This window comes from Rhizobium sp. RAF36 (assembly GCF_052114105.1).
GTDB lineage: Bacteria > Pseudomonadota > Alphaproteobacteria > Rhizobiales > Rhizobiaceae > Rhizobium.
In genome coordinates this window covers 407,932-424,868 of the sequence record NZ_JBFREC010000003.1, presented here as the reverse complement: position 1 = coordinate 424,868, position 16,937 = coordinate 407,932, and the positions used below count along the sequence as shown (strand labels likewise).

19 protein-coding genes and 2 pseudogenes are annotated in these 16,937 nt (G+C 56.5%); 12 read left to right on the top strand and 9 right to left on the bottom strand.

The annotated features are described in order from the left end of the window. Nucleotides 1-20: 20 nt before the first annotated feature. The 5 genes and pseudogenes from AB4Z25_RS13490 to AB4Z25_RS13470 form a co-directional block, all read right to left on the bottom strand. Complete coding sequence (locus AB4Z25_RS13490) at nt 21-671, bottom strand: response regulator (RefSeq protein ID WP_442208215.1); 651 nt, start codon at nt 669-671, stop codon at nt 21-23. Next, nucleotides 668-2,047, bottom strand: coding sequence for a cache domain-containing protein (locus AB4Z25_RS13485; protein ID WP_442208214.1), 1,380 nt, complete (start codon nt 2,045-2,047; stop codon nt 668-670). Before AB4Z25_RS13485 ends, AB4Z25_RS13490 begins: the two co-directional genes overlap by 4 nt. Nucleotides 2,048-3,168: 1,121 nt before the next feature. Beyond that, complete coding sequence (locus AB4Z25_RS13480; protein ID WP_442208213.1) at nt 3,169-3,618, bottom strand: helix-turn-helix domain-containing protein; 450 nt, start codon at nt 3,616-3,618, stop codon at nt 3,169-3,171. A gap of 94 nt (nt 3,619-3,712) precedes the next feature. Beyond that, nucleotides 3,713-4,084, bottom strand: coding sequence for a hypothetical protein (locus AB4Z25_RS13475; protein ID WP_112389183.1), 372 nt, complete (start codon nt 4,082-4,084; stop codon nt 3,713-3,715). 43 nt (nt 4,085-4,127) lie between these two features. Beyond that, a pseudogene (locus tag AB4Z25_RS13470) lies at nt 4,128-4,459 on the bottom strand (ethanolamine utilization protein). A 151-nt stretch (nt 4,460-4,610) separates the two neighbouring features. Between AB4Z25_RS13470 and queC the strand changes: the two are divergent. The 8 genes and pseudogenes from queC to AB4Z25_RS13430 all read left to right on the top strand — a co-directional run bounded on the left by queC (nt 4,611) and on the right by AB4Z25_RS13430 (nt 10,651). Further along, nucleotides 4,611-5,321: a 7-cyano-7-deazaguanine synthase QueC gene (gene queC, locus AB4Z25_RS13465; protein ID WP_442208212.1), complete on the top strand. Its 711-nt coding sequence runs from the start codon at nt 4,611-4,613 to the stop codon at nt 5,319-5,321. Beyond that, nucleotides 5,321-5,677, top strand: a complete 357-nt coding sequence (gene queD, locus AB4Z25_RS13460) for a 6-carboxytetrahydropterin synthase QueD (protein ID WP_112444297.1) — start codon at nt 5,321-5,323, stop codon at nt 5,675-5,677. The genes queC and queD overlap by 1 nt, the downstream gene beginning before the upstream one ends. Continuing rightward, a complete protein-coding gene (gene queE, locus AB4Z25_RS13455; protein WP_112444298.1) occupies nt 5,674-6,399 on the top strand; it encodes a 7-carboxy-7-deazaguanine synthase QueE in 726 nt (241 codons plus the stop codon). Before queD ends, queE begins: the two co-directional genes overlap by 4 nt. Nucleotides 6,400-6,746: 347 nt before the next feature. Further along, nucleotides 6,747-7,472 (top strand): annotated as a pseudogene (locus AB4Z25_RS13450) (SOS response-associated peptidase). A gap of 104 nt (nt 7,473-7,576) precedes the next feature. Further along, nucleotides 7,577-7,768, top strand: a complete 192-nt coding sequence (locus tag AB4Z25_RS13445) for a CsbD family protein (protein ID WP_112517488.1) — start codon at nt 7,577-7,579, stop codon at nt 7,766-7,768. Nucleotides 7,769-7,895: 127 nt separating this feature from the next. Beyond that, entirely contained in the window at nt 7,896-8,078 is a 183-nt protein-coding gene (locus tag AB4Z25_RS13440; RefSeq protein WP_442208211.1) for a hypothetical protein, read from the top strand. A 1,199-nt stretch (nt 8,079-9,277) separates the two neighbouring features. Beyond that, nucleotides 9,278-10,315: a non-homologous end-joining DNA ligase gene (gene ligD / locus AB4Z25_RS13435; protein ID WP_112517484.1), complete on the top strand. Its 1,038-nt coding sequence runs from the start codon at nt 9,278-9,280 to the stop codon at nt 10,313-10,315. Between the two features lie 96 nt (nt 10,316-10,411). Next, a complete protein-coding gene (locus AB4Z25_RS13430) occupies nt 10,412-10,651 on the top strand; it encodes a hypothetical protein (RefSeq protein WP_442208210.1) in 240 nt (79 codons plus the stop codon). A 324-nt stretch (nt 10,652-10,975) separates the two neighbouring features. Here the strand turns inward: AB4Z25_RS13430 and AB4Z25_RS13425 are convergent, their stop codons facing one another. Then, entirely contained in the window at nt 10,976-11,164 is a 189-nt protein-coding gene (locus AB4Z25_RS13425) for a hypothetical protein (RefSeq protein WP_162702850.1), read from the bottom strand. 13 nt (nt 11,165-11,177) lie between these two features. Here AB4Z25_RS13425 and amyA point away from each other — a divergent pair, with 13 nt between their 5' ends. Next, nucleotides 11,178-12,665, top strand: a complete 1,488-nt coding sequence (amyA, locus tag AB4Z25_RS13420) for an alpha-amylase (protein WP_442208209.1) — start codon at nt 11,178-11,180, stop codon at nt 12,663-12,665. A 322-nt stretch (nt 12,666-12,987) separates the two neighbouring features. Here amyA and AB4Z25_RS13415 read toward each other — a convergent pair whose 3' ends face one another. Both AB4Z25_RS13415 and AB4Z25_RS13410 read right to left on the bottom strand, forming a co-directional pair. Further along, nucleotides 12,988-13,254, bottom strand: a complete 267-nt coding sequence (locus AB4Z25_RS13415; protein ID WP_112517481.1) for a hypothetical protein — start codon at nt 13,252-13,254, stop codon at nt 12,988-12,990. Nucleotides 13,255-13,807: 553 nt separating this feature from the next. Next, on the bottom strand, nt 13,808-14,059 hold the full coding sequence (locus AB4Z25_RS13410; RefSeq protein ID WP_442208208.1) for a hypothetical protein: 252 nt from the start codon (nt 14,057-14,059) through the stop codon (nt 13,808-13,810). Nucleotides 14,060-14,135: 76 nt separating this feature from the next. Between AB4Z25_RS13410 and ku (AB4Z25_RS13405) the strand changes: the two genes are divergently transcribed. After that, nucleotides 14,136-15,014: a non-homologous end joining protein Ku gene (gene ku, locus AB4Z25_RS13405; RefSeq protein ID WP_442208207.1), complete on the top strand. Its 879-nt coding sequence runs from the start codon at nt 14,136-14,138 to the stop codon at nt 15,012-15,014. 14 nt (nt 15,015-15,028) lie between these two features. Further along, nucleotides 15,029-15,847, top strand: a complete 819-nt coding sequence (gene ku / locus AB4Z25_RS13400) for a non-homologous end joining protein Ku (protein ID WP_442208206.1) — start codon at nt 15,029-15,031, stop codon at nt 15,845-15,847. Nucleotides 15,848-15,928: 81 nt separating this feature from the next. Here the strand turns inward: ku (AB4Z25_RS13400) and AB4Z25_RS13395 are convergent, their stop codons facing one another. Next, the gene (locus AB4Z25_RS13395) at nt 15,929-16,117 is read right to left on the bottom strand and encodes a response regulator transcription factor (protein ID WP_310295588.1); all 189 of its coding nucleotides are present in this window, start codon (nt 16,115-16,117) and stop codon (nt 15,929-15,931) included. A gap of 155 nt (nt 16,118-16,272) precedes the next feature. Here AB4Z25_RS13395 and AB4Z25_RS13390 point away from each other — a divergent pair, with 155 nt between their 5' ends. Continuing rightward, nucleotides 16,273-16,467: a hypothetical protein gene (locus tag AB4Z25_RS13390; RefSeq protein ID WP_442208205.1), complete on the top strand. Its 195-nt coding sequence runs from the start codon at nt 16,273-16,275 to the stop codon at nt 16,465-16,467. Nucleotides 16,468-16,937: the final 470 nt, after the last annotated feature.

Sequence of the window (16,937 nt, the reverse complement as noted above, 5' to 3'; positions counted from 1 at the left end):
TCTGCCATTCTGCCCGGCGTCTACCCACTACTGGGTAGCGTAACCAGGCGCTCGGGATGTTCTAGGACGAAACGAACCAATTCTGCCGTGGACGAGACACCGAGTTTACGCTTGAGGTTTTTCCGATGTGTCTCGACGGTGGCCTCGGAAATTCCGAGCACCCCTGAAATGTCCCGGTTGCTTTTGCCGCTTGCGATAAGAATGGCAACCTCGTGTTCTCGTTGGGTGATCTTTTCCGGCTGCGCCTCTCTCCCCTGACTAAGCAAGGTTTCGCGAATAGCAGGCGAGAAGTAGGTCTCGCCACGGGCAACGGCTTCTATCGCCTCTACGATCTCTGCCGTTGGGACGTCCTTGAGGACGTAACCGGAGGCTCCGCGGAGGATCGACGACGAGATGTACTCGCGGGTGTCGTGCATCGACAGCATCACGACATGGGCAGCATGGTGGCGAGCCTTCACCATTGAGATGGCGTCAATCCCGCTGATCACGGGCATGTTGATGTCCAGCAGAACAACGGTCGGCCGTTTCTCGGCAACCAGGGGCAAGGCCGTCTCAACCTCGAACGCCACGCCAACCACCTCGATCCCGGAGTAAGTGTTCAGCACTCCGCGAAGGCCCTCGGCGACAACGGGGTGGTTGTCGATCAGGATAACCGATATTGGCCCAGTCACGCTGCTGCCCCGCTGTCAGCGACCGGCTGGCTGGCGGATCTAGGCAACATAAGAAGCAGGCGCATCCCATTTGCGTCTCCGTCGATCAACAGAACGCCGCCGAAGTGCCCTATCCGCTCACGCATGTTTTCCATTCCAAGCCCTCTCGCCTGTGGGGTTCGGCTGAAATCGACGCCCCGCCCATCGTCGGATATCTGCATGCGGGTTCTTCCACGCTCATTCCACAAGCGGAGAGCCACACGGCTCGCGCCGGCGTGTCGTTCGACGTTGCTCAATGCTTCCTGGGTCACCCTGAACAGTGCCGTGCGCGCATCGGGAACAAGATCATCGACGAAGCCGTCCGCATCCACCGAGATCGCGACTCCCGAACGAGCAGAAAACTTCTCGGAAAGGTTTTTGATCGCGGCAACGAGGCCGATGTCATCAAGGACTCGAGGCCGAAGGTCATGGGAGATGTTTCTGATCTCGCGGATGGTGGTATTGAGCGTCGAGATGGTTTCCTCGATCGCGCGGTTCAGCTCGGGCGAAACGTCGCCAGCACGCCTGCCTGCGAGTTCCATCGCGTACCGGACGCCCAGCAATTCCTGAGAAATGCCATCATGCAGCTCGCGGGCGAGCCTCGACCTTTCTCTTTCCTGGGTTTCGATCACCCGTTGCGTCAGCTGCTTTTGCACGGCGTTTGCGAGCTTTCGCTGGTCGAAAGTCACGAAAATGCAGGTGGCGAAGACGATGAACACAGCAGGCAACGCGAACAAGGCAACAAGAACGAAACTTTGCCGGGTTCGATCCTGGATCGCCAAGTTGGCAGCTCTGGCCTGTGCTGCCACGTCGTCTAGGTAAGCTCCCGTTCCGAGTATCCAATTCCATTTGGGCAACGCGACCACATACGAAATCTTGTCGGACAGCGCGCCCGTCGATGGTTGTTGCCACTTGTATCGATGATAACCGCCACCGGCCCGTGCTGTCTTTATCAATTCGCTGATGACCCGATCCCCATCGGGATCGACGAGGCTCATCCAGTTTTTGCCATTTCTGAAGAGCTGTCGGGGATGGACGACGCTGTTGCCATCGAAGTCATACACAAAGAAATAGCCGTCCTTGCCGTAGTCGAGAGACATGAGTATTTCCGATACGCGTACCTTGGCTTCCACGTCATCCTGCGCGGCATTGGAGTAGATCGAGTTGATCGAGGACAGGGCAACGTTTGTCAGGTTTGCGATCTCGGCTTGCTTTGAGCTCAGCATGCTTTGTTGAAACGCTTCGATGTTCGATCTTGCGAGGCGCGTGGACTGCCAAGTCAGGAACATCGTGACGGCTATCGTCACGACTATCAGTGGGGCAACGGCCAACGTCATCAGCTTCTGTCTAAAGGTCATCTAGCCTCCCGCGGGTCGACTGATGTTACCTCAGAGGCTGAAATCAGGCGAGTAGGATGCCAACCCCTTTTTGCGTCAAGCAGCCACTGAACGTCCGCCGACCTTGTCTGCTTTTTACGAATGATTGACACTTGGAAGATATCGTCCGCTGGCGCGATAGGTAGTGCGTTCGCGTTTCTCTATCCAAGGTTCAGCATGGCATCCCGTCTGGGTTCTTTGTCCGATGCGATCGTTGTCCTGACCCTTCAAGTGGCTGCAAACCCTTTTGGCCACGATCTTGCCGACCCACAGACGACAGCGAGCATTGGGTCACGCTGAAACTACCATCTTTGTTGTCCGATATGTCGCGCGGCGGCGAAAAACTGTTCGGCTGCCCGAACAAGCAATCATTCGACTTCTAAGGAATTTGCGCCCGATTTTTAGGGAGTATCGTCTCAAACTGAGTAACGTTGACGGCTCTGCACTTTGTGTTTCCTGCAGAATCAGGAGCTTGCCAGATGTTCGAAATTCTGGAACCTAGGAATACAAACCGACGGAGATCGCGCACGTATTTCACCTGGCACACGTGACCATATCCCTCCAGCCCACATCTGGGGATTGGACCGACTCAAAGAAAGGCGTAGCTTCCCCGGACGAACCTGGAGCGAGCGCGATTACATGAACTCGATAACTAGGACCGGCTGCACCCGTGCTCAGGCTGCGCGGAGCGCCATAACTAGCAAACTGGGATACCTGGCTATCGCCGCGCTGGCGATGTTGGTGTGGGCAAGCGAAGAAGCCCCGCTGTCTACAAGACACGTAGCCATGAGAGACCCCGCGGTCCATCAGACCATGCAGTGACTGCATCCCATGGATGTGGCCTCCGGGGCTTGCCTACATCCGTCCGCGCGCTACCATCAAGCTATGCCCCATCTTCGATACCAGGTCTCCAAGAACGCTGACGACTAGTACTGGTCAATCATCGACATATTCACAGGCTGGCCGGTCGATTTTCACGGTGTATTATTGGACACGCTGGAAGCCGAGGAGGCCGACAGGATGGTGGATGTTGTCAATCTGGGCGACTTCGCCCGGCGAGGCCAACTTCGACCTCTCCGGTAACAAATCAATCCATCCACCAGTCAGTCGTCGCTTTCTCCTTCGTCGCCTCCAGTGGCTTGAAGCAACTTGAAGACCGCGGTCTGAACCTTGTCCGGCGACGCCGCGAAAAATCTCAGTAGCCGTTGGCCCCGTTTGGTCATGGCCAAGTCTGTCGACTTTGGCCGCAGCGGCACCTCCGCGGACGCAACTTCCCCCGATTCTTCTTCCAAGAAATAAAGGATCGAAACCCCGAAGAGGGCAGCGACTTTGTTGAGCGTCGTGGCCGCAATGCGGTTTGCACCACGTTCATATTTCTGTACCTGTTGGAATGTAATCCCCAGATGGTCGGCGACGACCGTTTGACTCAATCCAGCGGAAACTCGGGCGACACGAAGACGCATTCCGATGAGGACATCCATGTCGGTCACGCGGCGTGGATTATGATCTGCATTGTTGACGCTGGTAATGTCGCTATCCTCCCTGATTGACAAGCGCCATCTGTATCAATGGGCGTTGACGAAGCGAATGGTTTTAGTCGGCGACAGTCGTTTTTTTGCTTTTCAGACTGCCATCGACTGGTCCCAGTCACCTCAGCCATCGCTCGGCCGCGTCGGCGCTGTTTTCAGGCGACGTATTGAATGCGATGGCGGTGCCCGGCGCAACCCGGATGACTGTGTTGACGACGAGTTCAAATAACTTAAGATTGCTCGGTGGAATGCGGATACCCCCGCCAATCACCACGCAATCCCAGTGCTCGGCGAGTGAGGCTTCGACATCTGCCTGAGCCGTCGCTGGCCGTAGAGCGCAGAAGCCGGCGTCCCAACCCCTACTCTGCATGTCGGAGAGGGTCAGCCTGATGCCCACGGCAATTTTCTCATTGGTAAGCCCAGCCGGCAGGGATGGATCGGAGGTATCGACCGCGTCAGGATGGATGCCGATCAAAAGAACCCGTTTCATTATTAAGCCCTCATGTTGGCCGGCTCTATTCGTGATGTTCGGCCTAATGCGGATAGGTTACATACGCCGTGAGAGCCCACTCGCCTTCCGTCGTAATCGTAACGGCCTCCCCCTTGGGCATGTAGACAATCTCACCTGGACCGGCCGTGACTGTGCCGGCCCCGGTAGAAACGGCGAGCCGCCCTTCGATGACGATCATGACATCGTCAACCGCCATCGTTTCGGTCAATGTTTGGTTGGGCGCGTAGCGGCCGTATCCAACGGTGATAGGTCCGCCGTGGCGCTCATCGACGAGGTTGCCCACAAAAATATCCGCATCTTGTCCGGGTGACTTGGTAAGGTCGCATCTGCGAGGCTGAATTTCTGGACCTTCATAATTCTCTCCATTTCTCTGCGAAGCAGGTAGAGCGGGCCAACCGATCGCCAAGACTCAACGCTCCCCCTTCCCACGATGGCTTTTTCCGAATAGAAGCGCTCCGCTAACCGGTCGCAGCCCACCCGGTTCATCAAAACAAGGGATCACAACATGAAAGTACTCGTCGTCTGCTCCGGCGGACTGGACTCCGTTTCGCTTGCACATAGGGTCGCAACGGAAAACCAACTTATCGGCCTCATCTCATTCAATTATGGCCAGCGCCACAACAAGGAGATCGGGTACGCGGCTCGCTGCGCGGAGCGGCTCGGCGTCCCACACCACGTCCTGGACATCCGTTCGATCGGCGCGCACCTGACGGGGTCGGCACTGACTGATGACGTCGAGGTGCCGGATGGCCACTACGCCGAAGAGACCATGAAGTCGACGGTCGTCCCGAACCGGAATGCCATCATGCTTTCGATCGCATTCGGTCTTGCGGCCGCGCAAAAGGCTGACGCTGTCGCAGTGGCCGTCCACGGCGGAGACCATTTCATCTACCCCGACTGCCGGCCCGGTTTCATCGACGCATTTCAAACTATGCAGGCGCGCGCGCTGGATGGATACGCAGACGTCAGTCTACTCGCCCCATACGTCAACCTCTCGAAGGCTGCTATCGTCGTTGATGGGGCAAATCACAGCACTCCCTTTGCCGAGACCTGGTCCTGCTACAAAGGGGGCGAACGCCACTGTGGCCGCTGCGGCACCTGTGTCGAGCGGCGCGAGGCGTTCCACCTCGCCGGGCACACCGATCCCACGGATTACGAGGACCCGAACTTCTGGTCCGAAGCCGTGTCGCGCTGTTCGGCGGAAGAGGTGCGTTGATGTACCGGATCACCAAGGAATTTCATTTCTCGGCGTCGCATCAGCTGAGCCACCTGCCCTCTGATCACCAGTGCTCCAGGCTCCATGGCCATAACTATATTGTGGTTGTCGAGCTTGCTGCTGCCGAGCTCGACGCCGACGGCTTTGTCCGGGACTACAGCGACCTCTCGGTCTTGAAGCGCCATATCGACGACACTTTAGATCACAGGCATCTCAACGATGTCTTCGGGCATGAAAAGGTGACGTCTGAATTCCTGGCCAGACACTTCTTCGAATGGTGCAGGGAGCGCTTTCCGGAGACTTCCTCGGTCAGGGTCAGCGAGACGCCAAAGACCTGGGCGGAGTATCGCCCGTGACCGCCGATATCCGAGTAAGCGAAATCTTCGGGCCAACCATCCAGGGCGAAGGGGCTCTGATCGGACTGCCCACCGTGTTCGTTCGGACTGGCGGCTGCGACTACCGATGTAGTTGGTGCGACAGCCTTCATGCCGTGGACAGCGAGTTCCGGCACGATTGGCGTCCGATGTCCGCAGCTGACGTTCTGGCAGAGGTCGACGATCTCGCGGGCGGAATACCTCTGACGATTTCGCTCTCGGGCGGCAATCCCGCCATCCAGCCTCTTGGACCGCTCATCGACCTCGGACATGAGCGAGGCTACCGGTTCGCCTTGGAAACGCAGGGCAGTATCCCAAAAGCCTGGTTCGGACGGCTTGATGCACTCGTTCTGAGCCCCAAGCCGCCCTCCAGCGGAATGGACCCCGACTGGGAGGCTTTCTCGTCTTGCCTCAGCTTGGCGGCGGACCGTCCGCAGACCGTGATCAAGATGGTGGTGTTCGACGATGCCGACTACGCGTTTGCTCGCGGCGTCGCCAATCGGTTTCCCGCCTACCCCATCTTTCTCCAACCAGGAAACCACACCCCACCGCCCCCGACAGAAGAAGAGGCTGTCGTCGACATCGATGGCGTGATGGACCGAATGCACTGGCTGGTCGGCAAGGTCACCGAGGATCGTTGGTTCGAAGCGAGGGTACTGCCGCAGCTGCATGTCCTCCTGTGGGGGAACAAGCGCGGCGTCTGACCACCTTCCCACCGAGCCGTTGAATATGACGACTAACGTTCAGGGTTGGGCTGCCAGCCCCGGGTCATTCCTCTACTCATTCATCTCGTCGCCGTGTCCAGCTGATCGCGCAGGTGCTGACGATCCGCAATCAACGTTTCGATCATGGCGCGGAGGTGTCCTCCGTGCCACGCGATGGCTCGCCAGGTTCTGGAGGGGTTTCGGAAATCTTTTCTGCGGCTGCCATGGCTTTACCCTTAGAGGATTTACGAAGACAGGTACGACGGCATGCTGACGGCCGAGATCGACAGGCTTGAACATCGAAAGGAAGTGCTCGCCCTTTCGGACGACGATGGAGGGGGTAATCCATGTGCAACGCCTACAACATCACGACCAACCAGCAAGCCATTCGATACTTTGTGGCAATAACACACGACATCATTGGCAACATGGAGCAGTCCATCGATGTGTTCCCGGACCGCTTTGCCCCAATCGTCAGGAACAACGAAGATCGGCGTTAGCTGGCGATGGTGCGCTGGGGCCTGCCTTCCTCCAGCAAGGCTCTCCTTGATGCAGCCGGCAAGCGGGCCGACAAGCTCCGGGCCAAGGGCAAGACCTTCGACTTCAACGAACTGCTCAAGATGGAGCCTGACGGCGGCGCGACCAACATTCGAAATACATCCAGCCAGCACTGGAAGCGATGGCTCGGCGTGCAGAACCGTTGTGTGGTCCCATCCACCCGGTTCGCCGAGCCTGACCCGGCAAGCAAGATCGAGGGAGGCCGGACACCGAATGCGTGGTTCGCCAGTACGGGTGACGATCCACTGATTTTCTTTGCCGGTCTATGGGTCAAGGACTGGACCAGCGTTCGCAAGGTCAAGGATGGTCTGGTGACCATCGATCTATTCGCCTTCTTGACCACCGAGCCGAATGGGGTCGTCGCTTCAATCCATCAGAAGGCAATGCCGGTCATCCTGACAGCCAAGGAGGATGTTGAAACCTGGCTGACAGCTCCCTGGGAGAAGGCAAAGGCGCTGCAACGGCCCCTGCCCGACGAGCTCCTGAAGATCGAGCCGGTTATGGATGCAGCATGATTGGACGTCGTAAGCCGGCAGCGAGTGTCCGGGCCTGGAACGATCTGGTACGACCGCCGTTGATATCTCATTGAAACAATTCAGTTTCTAAAAGGAGAAATTCGATGGGCAGCACAGCTGACAAGGTTTCCGGTAAGGCAAACGAATTCGCGGGCAAAGCCCGTCAGGGCGTAGGCAAAGCCACCGACGACCGTGAGATGCAGGCCAAGGGCATTGCGCAGGAAGCCAAGGGCGATGCGCAACAGGCTAAGGGCGAAGCCAAAGAAGCAGTCAAGAAGGTTGTCGACAAAGCGTAAGCTTCTGTTGATGTCGGAGGGCCCACCGCAATGCTACCCGGTGGGCCTTTTGCGTTGCCATCGTCGCAATTCGTAGTCTCTATGTTCCGATCGTCTTCAGCTGGCCCTTTTTTCTGGCACTGACTGCATGGACATCACCCTTTTCATGGCGCATCCGGTTCAGGTCGGCAATCGGCTTCGCGCCCGCGGTATCTCCGCAAGAAAACCGCCAACATTGATGACCGCAGTGAAGCTCCTCAAATATGGTCTAGGAGCCGGCGACGGTGAAGGCTTGGTCATCATGGCCTTTCACCTCGCGACCGCGAGCTAGATCCTTTCAGCCACATGTCAGCATTCACGCCCCGCCCTCGATCTCGCGGGTCAAACCATTCCCCGCCGAACTTCGAAATGAACGCTTCCGCTCCCGCTCGCGTCGCGAAGCAATTCACCTTGTAGGTTTGTCCCTCGAAGGTGATTGAGTTGATCATACTGCAACGGAGTAACCGATTGCAGTAAAGAGCCTGCTCATCCGCAAGGCTCCCTTCAGAATGGACGGCTAGGATGGCAACCTGATATGGCCATCCACGATCTATGGTCGTTTGCGTCAAGCGTTTGGCCATGAACGTTGGTCCCTGTGATCCTTATCAAAAGAGTTGACATTCTAAAGCAATCGGAACAAAAAGGGAACAAGTAATCTTGCCCTCTCCTCCAGACAGAGCTTGCCAAATGAGTGACATAGACCGCCCAACGCTCGAGCGTTCACCTGTTCTCCCCGCCCCCAAGTGCGAATGCGGGGATTGGGCAGGGTTCGGTTTTGGCAAAGGTGCGCAGCAAAACTACTGGTGCTGGAAACACTACCCTTATAAGACGTCTGCCAGGTTGGAAGCTACTGAAATTGCAGAGACGTTCGCCAGCAAGGTTGCTTGAGGGTCCCGATCGCTAGTCGGCCCTGATGTAGACCCGGTGGTCACGTCGGCAACTGCGGCGAGGACAGATCGCGCCCGAGGCCTGGATCGTCCAGGTCACAGATGTCCAGACGACAATGCCGAGCGGTTCAAACCCGCATCCGCCCGAAACGTGATTTAGCAGTTCGTCTCACGCTAGACAGGCTTGAGAGGCGGCCTTCCATTTCGATAAACGCAGAAAAACCCTCACAGCCACTGCGAGGGTTTTCCTTTGCTGATCTAAGGGAGGTCAGCGGTGAACGTTGCGTGCTTGGGTTAAAGCTGGATACGTTCCTCTATGGAACTAGCGGCGCTTCGCGGCGCGTCAAGAAATCCAGGCAAAAAAATAGCGCCGTGGAGGTGGCGCTAAAGGTGATGCTCAGGAATGAGCATAGGAGCGGACAGGATGACGAAGAGGATCAGTCATCAAGCCCATTCCCAATTTAACGCACCCGTCCCATAAGCCAATACGCCAGTCATGACTTTCCTTGGACGCCGAATTCCCGAAGAGGAACGAATCGGTTGCGAAACGATTGAGTCAAGAATTGAAGAGGCAATCCCGATCTTTCGATAAGGGCCCGATCTTATGCGTAGTCGATCCAAACCATTGTTGCGAGACGACCAAATTGCAAAGTCGGCTCCCCGGAAAACGCGAGACCCTGCTCAACCAAATTTGCCATTCGATGCGATCCCCGATCGAATCGAGCCAGCCCTCGCCTTGCTTCGGTCGAAGGCACCCAGCGGCTCTGACTGGACGTTCGAGGTCAAATTCGATGGCTACAGGGTAGCGGTCCATATCGAGCCTAACGGCATTCGCATTCTGACGCGCGGTGGCCATGACTGGACGTCTCGATTTCCCACGATCGCCGAGGCGGCAAGAGACTTGGGTGTCGGGTCGGCGATACTGGATGGCGAGGCCGTCGTGCTCGACAACCGGGGTCGCTCGGACTTCAGCGCATTGCAGCGATCGCTCGGCGGTCGGGGCGGTAAACGGGTCTCGACGGAAGCGGTCTTCTTCGCCTTCGACCTTCTATACTTTGACGGTCACCTGCTGACAAACACCGAGCTGTCGGTTCGTCGTCACTTGCTCACGGATTTCCTCGACGGCGCGACGGGTGCAATACAGCTCTCTGAAGAGGTCGATGGTGATGGCGACAAGCTCCTCGAAACGGCCCGCTCACACGGCCTGGAAGGCATCATTGCCAAGAACCGGGAGAGCAAATACCGATCTGGGCGAACTGGCGATTGGCTCAAGATCAAATGTGTCCAGAGCGAAAGCTTCATCGTCGTCGGGTATGAGCAAAGCAGCGTTGCGCGCGGTGGAATTGGCAGCCTCCTCTTAGCGGCGCGCCACGGGAATGAATGGAAGTACGTTGGCTCCGTCGGGACAGGGTTCAAAGAGCGTGATGCCATCGATCTGAAGCGGATGCTCGACAAGCTGGCAACAAAGAGCCCGGCGGTCCCAATGCAAGGAAAACGACTGGTTTTCTCTCAGCCGACACTGATTGCAGAAATTGACTTCAGGGGGTGGACCACAGACGGACATCTTCGACATGCGTCGTACAAAGGCCTGCGTGAGAAACAGGACAATGCTTCGGTCTATGAATTTCTGAACGAGGAATGAGAAAGCCGGCCAATCGGTCAATCCGCTACGCACTTGTTCTTCACTTCACGTCGTCCCCCAACTAGTCAGCTCGCTCGACTCATATGTGGACTGAACATGATGATGCAGAGATACCTCTGGACGTTGGACCGAAACGACCGGCAAACCCGTGGCGGTGTTTCCACGGAGGCCGAACTTATAGATGTCTTGGTCGCCGAAGACCTGCCATGCATCATGCCGCCCGACTGGCTCGTTGCGACGATGCAGATGGATGTTGATGGAAACGGTATCGCAATCCACGAGTCCACTGCGGCCGCAGGCAACATGTGGAAGCTTGAACTAAGGGTGGTCGCGTGATGGTCGGTGCGGCCCACTTGAGCCGCACCCCTTTGATGACAACTCGCCGTGCATATCGGCCTTCGCCAAACTCTTAAGAATTCGCTCGTCGGACAATGGCTTCCCGATGACCTCGACTGCGCGGTCCAGCCATGACAGACCTCTCAAGAGGGACGTTCACAAAGGTCACTCTATTCCATAGCGTCAACTAGCCGTCAGGCCAAAGCGGCTCCATTCGACCCATCTGCTATTTATCGCGTGCAGCCTGGAACAAATGTTCACGATGGGCATTCTTCCCGCGCGATTAGCGAGGGCCTTCATGTGAGCAACCATTTTCAAACAAAATCAATGATAAAGAGCGGAGCCCGACAGGTTTTTCGAGTCGACGATTTTGCTGACCGGTACAATCTGGACGAAAAGCAAAGACGCGATCTTGTGGCCCTTTTCGGGCAATTCGCCACGCTTCACGAGCTGCTGATAAACAGCCGCCTCCCCCGAGACAGCCGATAGTCGGCCTGGTGTCGCAACATCCATTTTCAGGAACCTGATGAGCAAACGTACCCTCTTCCAATTCTTTCATTGGTACTCTCCAGGAGATGGGCACCTCTGGAAAGAGGTAGCTGAAAAGGCTCCTTACCTCTCACAGATCGGAATCACCGACGTGTGGTTGCCGCCCGCCTATAAAGGCGCGTCTGGCGCTTCATCGGTCGGATATGACACCTACGATCTTTTCGACCTCGGGGAATTTGACCAGAAGGGCAGCGTGACCACCAAATATGGTGTCAAGGCAGCCTTTGAGAACGCTTGCAGGGCTCTTGTCGACCATGGCTTGCGGCCGATCCATGATGTCGTGCTGAACCACAAAATGGGAGCGGACGAAAAGGAAAGCGTGGTCGTGCGACGCGTGAACTCCGAAGATCGAACGCAGATCGAGGACGACGACCTGAAGGCCCTCGCCTACACCCGGTTCACTTTCCCCGGCAGAGCTGGCAAGTACTCCGAATTCATCTGGGACAAGCAGTGCTTCAGCGGCGTCGACGTGATTGAGCAGCCAGATGAGGCCGGCGTCTTCCGGCTTATGAACGAATATGGCGAAGGCCAGTGGAACGATGAGGTCGATGACGAGCTCGGCAATTTCGACTACCTGATGGGAGCCGATGTTGAGTTCCGTAATAACGCGGTCTACGAAGAACTGAAATATTGGGGGCGCTGGTTTTCCGAGCAGGTGCCTGTTGCAGGATTTCGCCTGGATGCGGCGAAACACATCCCGGCGTGGTTTTTTAAGGATTGGGTCGGCCATATGCGCGACGCGGTCGGGACCGATCTATTCGTCGTCGCCGAATACTGGCACCCCGATATGACGACGCTTACAAACTATCTGGAACTCGTCGACAAGCAACTGATGCTTTTCGACGTTGCGCTCCACCACCGATTCCATGATGCCTCAAAGGCCGGTGGAGAATTCGACATGCGGACTATCTTCGATGGATCGCTCGTGTCTTCAATTCCAGACCACGCCGTCACTCTCGTCGATAATCACGACACACAGCCCCTGCAATCGCTGGAAGCGACAGTCGAGCCCTGGTTCAAGCCCCTTGCCTACGCCTTGATCCTTTTGCGCGAACACGGCACGCCCTGCGTTTTCTATCCGGATCTGTATGGCGCGGAATACAGTGACAAGGCCGTAGACGGCAGCCAGCAGACGGTGAACATGCCGGCAATCACCTGCTTGTCCAAGCTGATAGAAGCGCGCAAGCGGTTCGGCAATGGCCCGCAGAGTGAACATTTCGACGACGCGCGTGTGATCGGTTTCGTCCGTCACGGAACCGAGCGCAAGCCGGGTTGCGTGGTTGTTATGTCCAATGGCGGGGAAGGACAAATATCCGTTGATCTTGGCCTAGGCCATTCGAGCACCTCCTTTGTTGACTTTCTGGGTCATCGTGAAGGCGAGATAACAACTGATGACAGCGGTCGCGCCGATTTCCCAACCAACGGAGGAAGTGTCAGCGTTTGGGTTCGACAAGATGCTTTATAGTAAGCGTCAGGAAGACTTTACCCAGCCGATGTCGTCCGTCGCCGAATTCGAAGTACGGCTGTGATCAGATCTTTGATCAGTAAAACGCCCTCACCAATCGGATACGAAAATTCATCAAGTCCTGATCTGGCTGTAATCTTCTCGTCTCGACCCTTGGATGTCCAGTGGGTCGCATTGCTTCGGCGAGATGGCTGCACAAAGCGTGCGGATATTCCGCGACGCTTCAAACCCGGGGTCCGGGATTTTACTGCCAATTTTCACGAAAAAACCGACAGGCTCACCACGCAGGCTCTACAGCGCATCAGGTCAAACCGAGCTGCACTTAGACCACCTCAGTCCGGTCATCGAGCTCGCCTGCCAGCGTGTCGTCGATACTGACCCCTTCGCCTGGTACACTCGGCGAAAGATTGTCCCCACCAAATGATGCGACCTGTACCATCATCTCTTTCGCGCGCAATATCGCCGCGCTCTCACCTCCAGCCGCGTCGGAAGCCATACGGACAGAGATCATCTCATTTCCCTCACCGTGAAATTCGACAGTCAGGGTTCCTTCGGTGGTTTTGGCAACATTCGTATTGAGCAACTGCATGTGAATTTCTCCTGTTATATTGCCGCATCGGTGGACCCGTGCAGCCAGCGTCTTGTGCAGGGCTGCGACAGCTGCACCTTTAATCAGAGATCGTCGGGAGCGGTCTCGCGTTCGACCAACGCCTCCCTCGCCTGCCTCAGTCTTTTGGTCTTGACGGCGCGGAGCCGCCGCTCCTCTTCCAGTGTCTGCATTGCAATGCGATCCGTTTGTTCTCGGGCGTCGATACGCGCCTGCTGTGAACTCGCCTGTCGCCGTTTCGATACGTGTTCGTCCATGGAAATCACACTTTCTTACGCGCCAGAGGCGCATGTCCAAGTTCTCTTCGGACGCGTTTGGTTAGGATGAAATCGCGCCGGACGGGTGGGGCGCTCGACTGCCGTTTCGTTGGCCATAGGAAGAAATCGGAAAAATTCCCATGTTCACCATCCCCGTCACGTCCGATTGACACGGTCGCGATCTCGCAAGGGTAATGCCGGTCAAACGACGATGTTCCGACGATTGTTTGCTACGTCCGTTGCCGTACAGTGCACTTGCGACCACCACGCTCTTTCGTTCAGTGGTATGCCGACGATGACGGAGCGGTTGCCTTCGTCGCCATCGGTCCATTGTAGTTCTGGATCAAATGATCGGTGATCTGCCGTTCGTCAAAACCAAGGGTGTACAGCGCGATAGCGGCTGTACAGAGAGCGTCGGCCACCTTGTGGTCGAACGCAACTTGGTGGACGCGAAACCAGGTCACGACCGCGTTCAACAGGATCGGACCGCTTCTGCCAGCTTCGACATGGTCTTCTTGATGCCGCGACATTTCTTCCCCTCGATCATGGCTAGGAACGAAAGCATGAACAGGGAGTTGAGCAAAAGGTTCCAGAGGGAGTTACGACATGGCCGCTCATCGCGCTCAGTGGAAGGGTCACATCAAGATCGGCGAGCTCAGCTGTGGTGTCGGTCTCTATACGGCGGCTTCCACGTCGGATCGCATCACCTTCCATACCGTGAACGCGGCCACGGGTAACCGGGTCCGCCGGGAGTTCATCGACAGCGAAACCGAAGAAACTGTCGAGCGTGACGAACAGGTCAAGGGTTTCGACGTCGGAGACGACCAGTACATCATGATCGACCCGGAAGAAGTGACGGCTGTAATTCCGGATTCTGACAAGATGCTGGAAATTGAAGCCTTTCTGCCCTGCTCCGACATTGACGATGTCTATTTTGACAAGCCCTATTATCTCGTGCCTACGGATGATGTCTCTGAGGATGTGTTCGCCGGACTTCGTGAAGCGCTCAAGGAAGCGAGCGTCACGGCAATCGCGAGGACTGTTCTGTTCCGTCGGATGCGGACTGTTTTGATACGAGCCCACGGACGGGGCCTCATCGCCACCACCCTCAATTTCGATTACGAGGTCCGTTCCTCTGAAGAGGCATTCAAAGAGATGCCGTCGATCAAGGTCGACGGTGAAATGCTTGATCTCGCCAAACACATCATCGGCACCAAGAAGGGCGATTTCGACCCTGCCCAGTTCGAGGACCGATATGAGAAAGCGCTCGCAGACCTGGTGAAGGCAAAGGCCGAGGGCAAGACGCTTCCCAAGCCGAAGCCCGTCAAGGTTTCAAAGCCAAACGATCTTCTCAAGGCATTTCGCGAAAGCGCCGGCATGGGAAAAGCCAAGCCTAAGAAGGCTGCCAACGCCAACGCCCGGAGGTCCAAAAAGGCGGTCGCGGACAAATCGAACGGCAAAACCCCACAGAAGAAAGCCAGCTAGGAGGAAGATCACCCATGGCCCCGCGTCGCCCCTACTGGAGAGGCTATCTCAAACTTTCGCTGGTCACCTGCCCTGTCGCCATGAGCCCCGCGACTTCCGATAGCGAGAAGGTCCGTTTCCATACGCTCAACAAACAGACCGGAAACCGTGTCGTGGCACAATACGTGGATTCGGTGACCGGAAAGTCCGTCAAGGAGGAGAACGAGGCGAAGGGGTACGAACGCGGCGAGAACGATTATGTTTTGCTCACCGATGAGGAGTTGGAATCAGTCGAGCTGGAGACGGTTCGCACAATCGATATCGAGAAGTTCGTTCCCCGTGAAAGCATCGAGTGGGTGTATCTTGAGACGCCGCACTATCTGATGCCAAACGACAAGATCGGGAATGAGGCGTTTGCGGTGATCCGGGATGCCATGGAAGCCGACGACGTCCTCGGTATCTCCAGGGTTGTCATCGGCAGGCGAGAACGCGCCGTCGTGCTGGAGCCTCGCGGCAAGGGCATTGTTGTCTGGACACTCCGTTTTGGCGACGAGGTCCGTCCTGAGAAAGAATACTTCCAGGAAATTGAGAAGAAAGCCGACCCTAAGACCGTCGAGGTCATCAAGAAGATGATTAAGCCGCGGATGGAGAAATGGTCGCCGTCGATAGTGACTGATCCAATACAGGAAAGTCTGCTGAAGCTTATCGCCTCGAAGAAGAAAGGGTTGAAACCCACTCGGAAGACCGACAGCAAAAAGGACAAGTCGGAGAAGCCGTCCAATGTCATCAACATCATGGATGCGTTGAAGAAGAGCGTTGAAGCCGACCTGAAAGGTCGCAGGAAAAGTGGATGACGGTCCCGCTGCAGGAGGTGCGCGATAGTCGCTTGAGTGTCGGCATGTGAATGCGACGTCACGCAACCCCACACCCGCTCCTTAGTAGACGATCCCTGCTCGCAGTGCCGCGGCTACGAGCGCCGTATCCTTGTAGACGGAAAAGGTCTCCTTCAACCTGTCGATATGCGTTCGCACGGTGTGAACCGAAATCCCGAGAATGTCGGCGATTTCTTGCGCGCTCTTCCCGTCACACATCAAGACGAGGACTTCACGTTCACGCGCGGACACAAGGTACTCCATCCAACTGATATGGGAATAGATCCCCGGATTTCACGGTCGTGCCACCAAAAACGACAGCTTGGATCGCCTTAGCGCTACATTTGAAACGTCTAATTAAATGAATGCGCGCATTCTCATGACACTCGCAACACACGGCCATGGTCATGGATGGACAGCCCGAGATACCTAGCGCGGCCAGCCTCGTGATTGGCGCGGTCGCCGGCACGATCGCAGTGAAAATCGCCATCCTCTACAGCCTGACGGGAATTCCGTACGTTTTGGGCGTCCTCGTTCTTATCATCGCCCTGACGCAGTTTGGGTTGCGGTTCGTTAGCCAATTCTGGCGCGATTCGATCTAGAAACTTTTGGGGAACCAACACAGGCGCAGCCGCGTTCACGGTGCGCTGGCATGTTCCTATCCCAGCTATGTCACTCTCGCGACTCGCCCCGCCCTCAAGCGGGGCTTTCTTTTGCTTGGTCATACAGGCAAATCATTGGAGGCTGACCTTAAGAGGACGAACGTTAAAGGCTCGTCTCGGCTTGAGAAACGAGCCTTCCACCTTACGGCGGCTGCGCAACTGGCTGAGCATTGCAGCGGACCCTAACTTCTATGATCATCGATGGTTCCCCTCGACAGAACGCCACAGCTTCGTCGACGGGGATCAACGTGCCCACAAGCGCACCGGAATTGAACCATTCACTGCGCCTGTCGTCACATCAACTCCTTCAACGCATTGAAGATGGAGTTGCAAAACGAAGTTCCGAGATAAGCATGGTGTAACGTGAGCTTTAGTTTCGGAGGCACTGGAACGAGTTGCGGGTCGCACCG

Bases quoted from the DNA above. Each gene is read 5' to 3' on its own strand.
- AB4Z25_RS13485 (WP_442208214.1), bottom strand. From the start codon at position 2,047: ATGACCTTTAGACAGAAGCTGATGACGTTGGCCGTTGCCCCACTGATA.
- AB4Z25_RS13475 (WP_112389183.1), bottom strand. From the start codon at position 4,084: ATGAAACGGGTTCTTTTGATCGGCATCCATCCTGACGCGGTCGATACC.
- queC (WP_442208212.1), top strand. From the start codon at position 4,611: ATGAAAGTACTCGTCGTCTGCTCCGGCGGACTGGACTCCGTTTCGCTT.
- queD (WP_112444297.1), top strand. From the start codon at position 5,321: ATGTACCGGATCACCAAGGAATTTCATTTCTCGGCGTCGCATCAGCTG.
- AB4Z25_RS13445 (WP_112517488.1), top strand. From the start codon at position 7,577: ATGGGCAGCACAGCTGACAAGGTTTCCGGTAAGGCAAACGAATTCGCG.
- AB4Z25_RS13440 (WP_442208211.1), top strand. From the start codon at position 7,896: ATGGACATCACCCTTTTCATGGCGCATCCGGTTCAGGTCGGCAATCGG.
- ligD (WP_112517484.1), top strand. From the start codon at position 9,278: ATGCGTAGTCGATCCAAACCATTGTTGCGAGACGACCAAATTGCAAAG.
- AB4Z25_RS13430 (WP_442208210.1), top strand. From the start codon at position 10,412: ATGATGATGCAGAGATACCTCTGGACGTTGGACCGAAACGACCGGCAA.
- AB4Z25_RS13425 (WP_162702850.1), bottom strand. From the start codon at position 11,164: ATGGATGTTGCGACACCAGGCCGACTATCGGCTGTCTCGGGGGAGGCG.
- amyA (WP_442208209.1), top strand. From the start codon at position 11,178: ATGAGCAAACGTACCCTCTTCCAATTCTTTCATTGGTACTCTCCAGGA.
- AB4Z25_RS13415 (WP_112517481.1), bottom strand. From the start codon at position 13,254: ATGCAGTTGCTCAATACGAATGTTGCCAAAACCACCGAAGGAACCCTG.
- AB4Z25_RS13410 (WP_442208208.1), bottom strand. From the start codon at position 14,059: ATGTCGCGGCATCAAGAAGACCATGTCGAAGCTGGCAGAAGCGGTCCG.
- ku (WP_442208207.1), top strand. From the start codon at position 14,136: ATGGCCGCTCATCGCGCTCAGTGGAAGGGTCACATCAAGATCGGCGAG.
- ku (WP_442208206.1), top strand. From the start codon at position 15,029: ATGGCCCCGCGTCGCCCCTACTGGAGAGGCTATCTCAAACTTTCGCTG.
- AB4Z25_RS13390 (WP_442208205.1), top strand. From the start codon at position 16,273: ATGGATGGACAGCCCGAGATACCTAGCGCGGCCAGCCTCGTGATTGGC.